Raw genomic sequence first — 8727 nt, 5'->3', positions numbered from 1 at the left:
CGTCCGCGGAAAGCGAAGGAATGATCCGGCACGGCTTATGAAATTCAACAACCTGAAAAGACAACAGCTGAAAAAGCTGTTGTCTTTTTTAATGTTGTCGTGTAAGCGTATACCATTACTGATTTTTTAAATTCCTCTTATGTTGAGTTAGTAGGAAGCCTCATTTTATGCTATGATCTTTTTATGACATGGATATAATGCAAATAGAGAAGGAGTTTAACCTGAAATGAAAAGAAGAACGGCCAGAGAGAAAGCGCTGCAGGCGTTGTTCCAAATGGAAATGAATGAAATGACGCCGGAGACAGCGATTGATAATATTCTGGAAGACGAAAAGCACGATGATTATTTAACAGACCTGGTAGAAGGTGTGAGCGGCCATCTTTCTGAGATTGATCAGGTCATACAGAACCATCTAGAGAAATGGAAGATCGAGCGCCTTGCAAGAGTAGACCGCAACATTCTGAGAGTTGCGCTATATGAGCTTTTATATAAAAAAGATGATGTGCCTCATAATGTGGTTCTGAATGAAGCGGTTGAAATTTCAAAGCGTTTCGGTGATGAAAAATCAAGCAAATTCGTGAATGGACTTCTATCGAAGGTAGTTTCCAATTTACATTCACGTGATTGAATCACGGGAGGAAATTTGAATGTCAGCTGAAATGATTGATGGTAAAAAAATTGCTCAGGAAATGAGAGAGCAGCTTAAAGACAGAATTGCACAATTACAGGATCTAACACCGGGGCTCGCAGTTATACTTACTGGAGATAATCAAGCTTCAAAAACTTATGTCTCAATGAAACAGAAGGCTTGTGAAGCACTGGGAATCTATTCTAAATTAATTGAACTGCCCGATACTGTTACACAGTCGGAGCTGCTCAAGGTGATCCATGAATTAAATGACGATGCTAAAATTCATGGCATTCTGGTTCAATTACCACTGCCTGATCATATTAGTGAAACATCAGTCATCGAAGCGATACACCCTTCAAAAGATGTTGATGGTTTTCACCCGATCAATGTTGGAAGACTTCAGACCGGAGGAGAAGCCTTTTATCCTTGTACACCTAATGGGATTATGAAAATGCTGGAATATCAGAATGTGGACCCTGCCGGAAAACATGCAGTAATCGTGGGAAGAAGCAATATTGTTGGTAAACCGATGGGGCAGCTGTTATTAAAAAGAGGTGCGACAGTGACATATTGTCACTCTAAAACAGCTGACCTTGCAATCCATACTAAACAGGCTGATATATTAGTCTCAGCAGTTGGTGTGAAAGATTTGATTACAGCTGACCATATTAAAAAAGGGGCAGTTGTCATTGATGTCGGGATGAACCGCAATGATGAAGGCAAGCTTTGCGGAGATGTTGATTATGAAGAGTGCAGCATGAAAGCTTCAGCCATTACCCCTGTTCCAGGCGGTGTTGGTCCGATGACGATTACCATGCTGTTGTTTAATACAGTTGAATCAGCTGAGCGTTTTTCAAGATAAAATGAAGCTTCAGCTTAGCGGTTCCGGCTCAGACCCTGGAACCGCTTTTGCTTATTTGGGAGTGTTAATATGTCAACATTACGATATTTAACTGTCAGTGCACTGACAAAATACATAAAAAGAAAGTTTGATGCTGACCCTCATTTGTCCGGCGTTTTAATTAAAGGTGAAATTTCAAATTTAAAACAACCATCCAGCGGTCATATTTATTTCACTTTAAAAGACCAGAAAACCAGGATCAGTGCAGTCATGTTTTCTTCTGCATCAGGGACTTTAAAATTCAAACCGGAAAATGGAATGGAAGTGCTGCTGCAGGCAGATGTTTCTGTTTTTGAATCCAGTGGACAATACCAGCTCTATGTTAAGAAGATGGAACCTGATGGTATAGGGGCATTATACCTGGCTTATGAACAATTAAAAGAAAAGCTTCAAAAAGAAGGGTTGTTTAACGAAGAAAAGAAAAGACCACTTCCTCCGTACCCTGAAAATATTGGTGTAATTACTTCTCCATCCGGCGCAGTGATCAAAGATATTATGACAACTGCACAAAGAAGATATCCAATTGCTGCAATTCGTTTGTATCCCTGCTCTGTTCAGGGTGAAAAAGCTGTGCCTTCAATATTGGAAGCACTTGATTCAGCGAAAAAAGACAGTTCGCTTGATGTCCTGATTATTGGACGTGGCGGTGGTTCCATTGAAGAATTATGGGCGTTTAATGATGAGCAGGTAGCAAGGGAGATTGCTGCATTCCCAGTTCCGGTCATTTCAGCTGTTGGACACGAAACTGATGTGACAATTGCTGACTTTGCTGCTGACTTGCGTGCACCTACACCAACAGCCGCTGCTGAGATGGCAGTTCCCCACATTGAAGAAGTAAGAGAAAGAATTATGAGTATGCAAGTGAGAACACACAGAGCAGTAACACAGCTGATTCAGTTCCAAAAACAGCAGTTGAAAAAGCAAACAGACTCTGTGGTTTTCAGAAAGCCTGAAAAAATGGTTGAACCTCATGCTCAAAATTTAGACAGACTTAATGAACGATTATACAGGGTGAGTGCATTAACTGTTCAGAAAGCCGAGTTAAAAAGAGAGCGGCTTCATGAAAGATTAGTCAGACTAAATCCAGTAGATCAAATTGATCGAAAAAGAAGTAAGCTTGACCGTTTATCAGAAAAACTTGAAAACACGACTGCAAAAAAAGTGACCGCCGGAAGGCAGAGGTTTGTTCAGGCGACGGCTTCGCTTGAAGCATTAAGCCCGCTTAAAATCATGGGCAGAGGCTACTCGCTTGTGTTCGATCATTCCAATGAACTTATTAAAAGTAGCAGTCAGGTTGAAGCTGGAGATAAAATAACAGTATCACTTCAAACGACAGATTTAGTCTGTACAGTGAACCAAAAGGTGGAGCGTGATAATCATGGAGAAAAATAAAAAAGTTTCATTTGAAGAAGCGATGGAAAACCTTGAAGAAATCGTTGCAAAATTAGAAGAAGGGGACGTGCCTCTTGAGGAAGCAATTGATTACTATAAAAAAGGTGTAGAGCTCTCGAAGTTGTGTCACGATAAATTGCAAAGTGCAGAAAAACAATTAGCTGTGATGATGACTGAAGATGGGGAAACACCTATCGATCCAGAGGGGTCATCTGAATGAATACGCTAGAACAATTTAGCAGCACTCAAAAAAGTTTGATAGAAGAAGAGCTTATATCTGCAATTAAATCTCTTGAAACGCCAGCCAAGCTTAAGGAATCGATGCTGTATTCAGTCAAAGCAGGCGGGAAAAGAATCCGTCCATTATTACTTCTTGCGGTCATAAAAACGTTTGGACAGGATACAAAAAAAGGATTGAAAACAGCAGCAGCACTTGAAATGATTCACACATATTCACTTATCCATGATGATTTGCCGAGCATGGATGATGATGATTTAAGAAGAGGCCTTCCAACAAATCACAAGGTTTTTGGTGAAGCAGTTGCGATCCTGTCGGGTGATGCTTTATTAACAAAAAGTTTTGAACTAGTAGTCGACTCGCCTATAGCTGATCAATCTAAAGTCAAGATTATTGCGATGTTGGCAAATGCTGCTGGTGCAGAAGGTATGGTTGGCGGTCAGATGGCAGATATCGAAGGAGAAAACGCATCACTTTCCTTGGAGCAGCTTGAATCTGTCCACAGGCGAAAAACGGGCAGACTGCTGGAATTTGCAGCAGCAGCAGGAGGGGTCATCAGCGGTTTAAATGAAGATGAATTAAAAAAACTTCGAATGTATGCTGAACATATTGGGCTTGCATTTCAAATCAGAGACGATATTTTGGATGTAGAAGGAAATGAAGAAGAAATTGGTAAGCCCGTCGGTAGTGATGAAAGCCGGCAGAAAAGTACGTATCCCTCAATTCTTGGTATGGAGAAAGCAAAAGAAAAGTTGGCTTTCCACTTAACTCAAGCAAGAAAAATACTTAGAGATCTGCATCAGGAACCTGCACTGCTTGTGGACTTGGCCGATTTAATTGCTAAACGCAAAAACTGAGTATATTGCAAGACAGCAGAAAAATGAATATGTTATACTTCCCTAAATGGGTGGTGCAGTATTCTAGTCAGTCCGCCGATTCCGAAGGTGGGCCTAAAAATCCACTAAAGGGCATATCGATGAAGTTCCTGGTTTAGGCTTGAGGCGCCCAGCTTTGGGCTTTTTCTGGGAGTAAGGTTTGCGGGCGATCCACAATGGCATGTGGGCGTTGACCCGCTTACCGCGGAGGCTTTCGCTTTCGGCTGGCATAAAGCATATGCACGAAGGTGATTGTATGAACCTGTGGAAGTGATGACAATCAGCCACAGCGTAGCCTGCCTTGCGTGGAAGATGAGGGGATTATGGTTACAAAGAACACATTAGTTGGCCATTAATATGTTCTTTTCAGCCCATATGAAAGCACTTCTGCAAAAGAGGATAAGGAATCTGGATCAGGGCTGCCGAGGAAATCTCCTAGACTGTAAGTAAACGTGCTCAGGGGATTATAGTGCGGACTAAGTGGTAATCCAGTCCGGCAGCGGGTGACTCTGCCGAATTCGATTTAATGGGAAACCGCCAGTATGGCAACAGCTGGTATTGAATTGGGAAAACCTACTGGACCTAAGCCGTAATTTTAACTCTGAACATGACCACCCTTTATTTTTGTTAGGTGTGATAAAACTTGAAGAATTTCTTACATAAAACAATAAAATGGAGTGTTACGATAGCCGTTATCACAGGAGTGTTAGCGGCTATTTTTTCACTTTTATCTACAAGTATACTTAATCAGGTGAACTGGACAATTGGCTTAATTGTCGTCTTGATCATCGTCATTATCGGTGTGTTTTTCGACATGCTTGGGATTGCAGCTGCAGCAGGTGAAGAAAAACCTTTTCACGCGATGGCTGCGAAAAAAGTGTATGGGGCTAAACACGCCATCAGAATTGTCAGAAATGCAGATCGGTTTGCGAGTTTTTGTAACGACGTAATTGGAGACATAGCCGGAATTATTAGTGGTGCGGCTGCAGCAATCGTCATTATTCAGCTGGCAAATGAAATGCAGCTGGGACAGGGTTCTCTGATTGAAAGTTCAATTAATGTAGGACTGACTAGCCTGATCGCTGCTATAACTGTAGGCGGGAAGGCTATGGGGAAGTCTCTGGCGATTACATTTTCCAAAGATATCATATTCCGTGTAGGAAAAACCCTACAATTTCTTGAGGAAAAACTACACCTTGTTATAATTAAAGATACAAGGAAGATGAAAAAGAATTAATTCGGGGAATACCGGATCATTTGCACAGTAAATGACCGATATAACCTCAGACGAAAGTGAGTGATCCGGTTGGACATTAATAATATTGAAGACCCTCGTTTTTTAAAAAACTTAACGAATGAACAGTTAATCGAATTCAGTGAGGAAATCCGTACATTTTTAATCGAAAAACTATCAGCTACGGGTGGTCATATCGGACCAAACCTAGGGGTAGTTGAATTAACGCTGGCACTTCATAAGCATTTTGACAGTCCGGCAGATAAGTTTCTCTGGGATGTCGGGCACCAGTCCTATGTACACAAAATCTTAACAGGCAGAGCAGATCAATTTGATACGCTCCGTCAGTATAAGGGGCTTTGCGGTTTTCCGAAAACGATAGAGAGTGAACATGATGTGTGGGAAACCGGTCATAGCTCAACGTCACTGTCGGCAGCAATGGGCATGGCGATTGCCCGGGATATTAAAGGTGACAGTAATTATGTGGTTCCGATCATCGGTGATGGTGCATTAACCGGTGGAATGGCACTTGAAGCATTGAACCATATCGGTCATGAAAAGAAAGATATGATTGTCGTACTGAATGACAATGAAATGTCTATCGCACCGAATGTTGGCGCTCTTCACAGCGCGCTCGGCCGTATGAGAACGGCAGGAAAGTACAATAAAGTGAAAGATGATTTAGAATATCTGTTAAAAAAGGTTCCTGCAGTAGGAGGAAGATTAGCCTCAGCTGCAGAGCGAGTAAAAGACAGCCTGAAGTATCTGTTAGTAAATGGTATGTTTTTCGAAGAGCTTGGATTCACGTACCTCGGACCCGTTGACGGTCACAGCTTTGATGAATTAGACGAAAATATTAAATATGCGAAGAAAACGAAAGGTCCTGTCATTCTGCATGTGATCACGAAGAAAGGGAAAGGATTCCATCCAGCAGAAAATGACACAGTAGGTACATGGCATGGAACCGGTCCTTACAAAATCGATACAGGAGACTTAATCAAATCTTCGGCAAAAGCACCAGGCTGGAGTGCTTTAGTAGCTGATACCGTGAGAAGAGAAGCGAGAACTGATGAACGGATTGTTGCAGTAACTCCTGCTATGCCTGTTGGATCAAAGCTTGAAGGATTCGCAAGTGAGTTCCCTGACAGAATGTTTGATGTAGGGATTGCTGAACAGCATGCAACCACTTTGTCAGCAGGACTGGCTACTCAAAAAATGAAACCATTTCTGGCTATTTACTCAACATTCCTGCAGAGGGCGTATGATCAGGTAGTGCATGATATATGCCGTCAAAACCTTAACGTCTTTATCGGAATTGACCGTGCAGGGTTAGTTGGAGCAGATGGTGAAACACATCAGGGCGTATTTGATATTGCTTTCCTGAGAAGCCTTCCGAACATGGTGGTCATGATGCCAAAAGATGAAAACGAAGGCCAGCATATGGTCCATACAGCGATCAAATATGATGATGGACCAATTGCAATGAGATACCCAAGAGGAAATGGACTGGGTGTGCAGATGGACGATGAGTTAAAACAAATTCCAATCGGAAGCTGGGAAGTGTTGACTGAAGGATCTGATGCTGCAATACTTACTTTCGGAACGACTATACCAATGGCACTTGAAGCTGCAAGACAGCTTGAGAATGAAGGCGTATCAGTAAAAGTAATCAATGCAAGATTTATAAAACCTTTAGATGAAGCAATGATGAAGGATCTTCTATCATTAAATATGCCAATCCTAACAATAGAAGAAGCAGTTCTGCAGGGTGGTTTTGGCAGTGCAATGTTGGAATTTGCTCATGATCATCAGTTTTCACAAGCTAAGATTGAACGAATGGGCATACCTGACAAATTCATTGAACACGGAAATGTAGATCAACTGCTAGAAGAAATTGATCTCACTATGGAACAGGCAGTGAAGGTCATCAGATCAATCGTTCCCATGAAAGAGAAAAGAGTCTGAACATGAAAATAAAAAAACAAAGAGTTGATATTCTGCTTGTCGATCAGGGGCTTGCAGAAACACGTGAAAAAGCTAAAAGAGCCATTATGGCAGGATTAGTCTTTCATAATGAGACAAGACTTGATAAGCCTGGTGAAAAAATTCCAGAAGATGCTGTTCTGACGATTAAGGGCAAAGTCATGCCTTACGTCAGCAGAGGCGGATTAAAGTTGGAAAAAGCGCTGCAGGAATTTAATATTGATGTGAAAGATAAGTGTATGATTGATGTCGGGTCTTCAACCGGTGGGTTTACTGATTGTGCATTGCAAAACGGTGCGAGACAGTCCTATGCAGTCGATGTAGGTTACAACCAGCTTGCCTGGAAATTAAGACAGGATCCACGTGTAATTGTAATGGAGAGAACGAATTTCAGATACTTGACGCCTGCCGATTTAACTGAGGGGTTACCCGACTTTGCATCAATAGATGTATCATTTATTTCTTTAAAAATTATACTTCCTGTATTGAAGACATTACTCAAAACGGATAGTGATGTTCTTGCTCTGGTCAAACCTCAATTCGAAGCTGGACGAGACCAGGTGGGTAAAAAAGGAATTGTCAGAGATCAGAAGGTCCATCTGGAAGTAGTACGTAAAATTTCAGACTTTGCAGTTGGACAGGGTTACAATGTATTAGCTGCTTCTTTTTCACCGATCACAGGTGGTGACGGGAATATTGAATTTCTTCTGCATCTTCGTACGACTGAAGCTGAACAGGGTATGATTGCAGATCATATCAGTATTGAAAATCTTGTATCAAAAGCACATGAAAATTTCAAAAAAGTAAAAACAGAGGATAGCCAGTAGGCTGTCCTCTGTTTTGGTTTAGTGTAATTGAAGAATCCTGTTTGATGTTTAGTATAGAATCTTGTTTCATCACTCTTTTGAAAGCAATTTGACTTCATGAGTTAGTGTACAAAATGAGTTATGTACGATAAGATAACTGTATATTAAAGCATAAATATTCATACAGACGGAGTGAAGATATGATAAATAAAGGTCAACGACATATTAAAATCAGAGAAATTATTGTTAATAATGATATTGAAACGCAGGATGAACTGGTAGATGAGCTGAAAAATGCGGGGTTTCCCGTGACACAGGCGACGATTTCAAGAGATATTAAAGAGCTACACTTAGTAAAAGTACCTTTACATGATGGAAGATATAAATATTCTCTGCCTGCTGATCAAAGATTCAACCCGCTTCAAAAATTAAAAAGAACGCTGACAGACGCTTTTGTCAGAATTGACGGCGCTGGTCACCTATTGGTAATGAAAACATTGCCCGGCAATGCAAATGCGATTGGTGCATTAATAGATAATCTTGATTGGGATGAAATTCTCGGTACGATTTGCGGGGACGATACGTGTTTAATTATTTGCAGGACAGAAGATGAAGCATCAATTATTTCAAAACGCTTTATCGATATGCTTTAAACAGGGGTGATGTC

General features: G+C 41.2%; 9 protein-coding genes. All 9 read left to right on the top strand.

The genetic code is table 11. The features are described from left to right. Positions 1-226 precede the first annotated feature (226 nt). The 9 genes from nusB (at position 227) to ahrC (ending at position 8713) form a co-directional block, all read left to right on the top strand. Positions 227-628, top strand: coding sequence for a transcription antitermination factor NusB (gene nusB, locus E2626_RS05100; protein ID WP_134380336.1), 402 nt, complete (start codon positions 227-229; stop codon positions 626-628). Positions 629-647: 19 nt separating this feature from the next. Further along, a complete protein-coding gene (folD, locus tag E2626_RS05095; RefSeq protein ID WP_134380334.1) occupies positions 648-1493 on the top strand; it encodes a bifunctional methylenetetrahydrofolate dehydrogenase/methenyltetrahydrofolate cyclohydrolase FolD in 846 nt (281 codons plus the stop codon). A 69-nt stretch (positions 1494-1562) separates the two neighbouring features. After that, on the top strand, positions 1563-2924 hold the full coding sequence (gene xseA / locus E2626_RS05090; RefSeq protein ID WP_134380332.1) for an exodeoxyribonuclease VII large subunit: 1362 nt from the start codon (positions 1563-1565) through the stop codon (positions 2922-2924). Continuing rightward, positions 2911-3144, top strand: coding sequence for an exodeoxyribonuclease VII small subunit (xseB, locus tag E2626_RS05085; protein ID WP_134380330.1), 234 nt, complete (start codon positions 2911-2913; stop codon positions 3142-3144). Before xseA ends, xseB begins: the two co-directional genes overlap by 14 nt. Further along, positions 3141-4019: a polyprenyl synthetase family protein gene (locus E2626_RS05080; RefSeq protein WP_134380328.1), complete on the top strand. Its 879-nt coding sequence runs from the start codon at positions 3141-3143 to the stop codon at positions 4017-4019. The genes xseB and E2626_RS05080 overlap by 4 nt, the downstream gene beginning before the upstream one ends. A 661-nt stretch (positions 4020-4680) precedes the next feature. Beyond that, on the top strand, positions 4681-5274 hold the full coding sequence (locus tag E2626_RS05075; RefSeq protein WP_134380326.1) for a hypothetical protein: 594 nt from the start codon (positions 4681-4683) through the stop codon (positions 5272-5274). 69 nt (positions 5275-5343) lie between these two features. Further along, entirely contained in the window at positions 5344-7236 is a 1893-nt protein-coding gene (dxs, locus tag E2626_RS05070; protein WP_134380324.1) for a 1-deoxy-D-xylulose-5-phosphate synthase, read from the top strand. Between the two features lie 2 nt (positions 7237-7238). Then, on the top strand, positions 7239-8081 hold the full coding sequence (locus E2626_RS05065; protein ID WP_134380322.1) for a TlyA family RNA methyltransferase: 843 nt from the start codon (positions 7239-7241) through the stop codon (positions 8079-8081). A gap of 182 nt (positions 8082-8263) precedes the next feature. Beyond that, positions 8264-8713, top strand: coding sequence for a transcriptional regulator AhrC/ArgR (gene ahrC / locus E2626_RS05060; RefSeq protein WP_134380392.1), 450 nt, complete (start codon positions 8264-8266; stop codon positions 8711-8713). Positions 8714-8727 lie beyond the last annotated feature (14 nt).

The sequence above is a fragment of the Jeotgalibacillus salarius genome (assembly GCF_004405125.1).
Lineage (GTDB): Bacteria > Bacillota > Bacilli > Bacillales > Jeotgalibacillaceae > Jeotgalibacillus > Jeotgalibacillus salarius.
This window is presented reverse-complemented; position numbering and strand designations above follow the sequence as displayed.

Excerpts from the sequence above, each read along its gene's own strand:
- nusB (WP_134380336.1), top strand. The coding sequence starts at position 227 with ATGAAAAGAAGAACGGCCAGAGAGAAAGCGCTGCAGGCGTTGTTCCAA.
- folD (WP_134380334.1), top strand. The coding sequence starts at position 648 with ATGTCAGCTGAAATGATTGATGGTAAAAAAATTGCTCAGGAAATGAGA.
- xseA (WP_134380332.1), top strand. The coding sequence starts at position 1,563 with ATGTCAACATTACGATATTTAACTGTCAGTGCACTGACAAAATACATA.
- xseB (WP_134380330.1), top strand. The coding sequence starts at position 2,911 with ATGGAGAAAAATAAAAAAGTTTCATTTGAAGAAGCGATGGAAAACCTT.
- E2626_RS05080 (WP_134380328.1), top strand. The coding sequence starts at position 3,141 with ATGAATACGCTAGAACAATTTAGCAGCACTCAAAAAAGTTTGATAGAA.
- E2626_RS05065 (WP_134380322.1), top strand. The coding sequence starts at position 7,239 with ATGAAAATAAAAAAACAAAGAGTTGATATTCTGCTTGTCGATCAGGGG.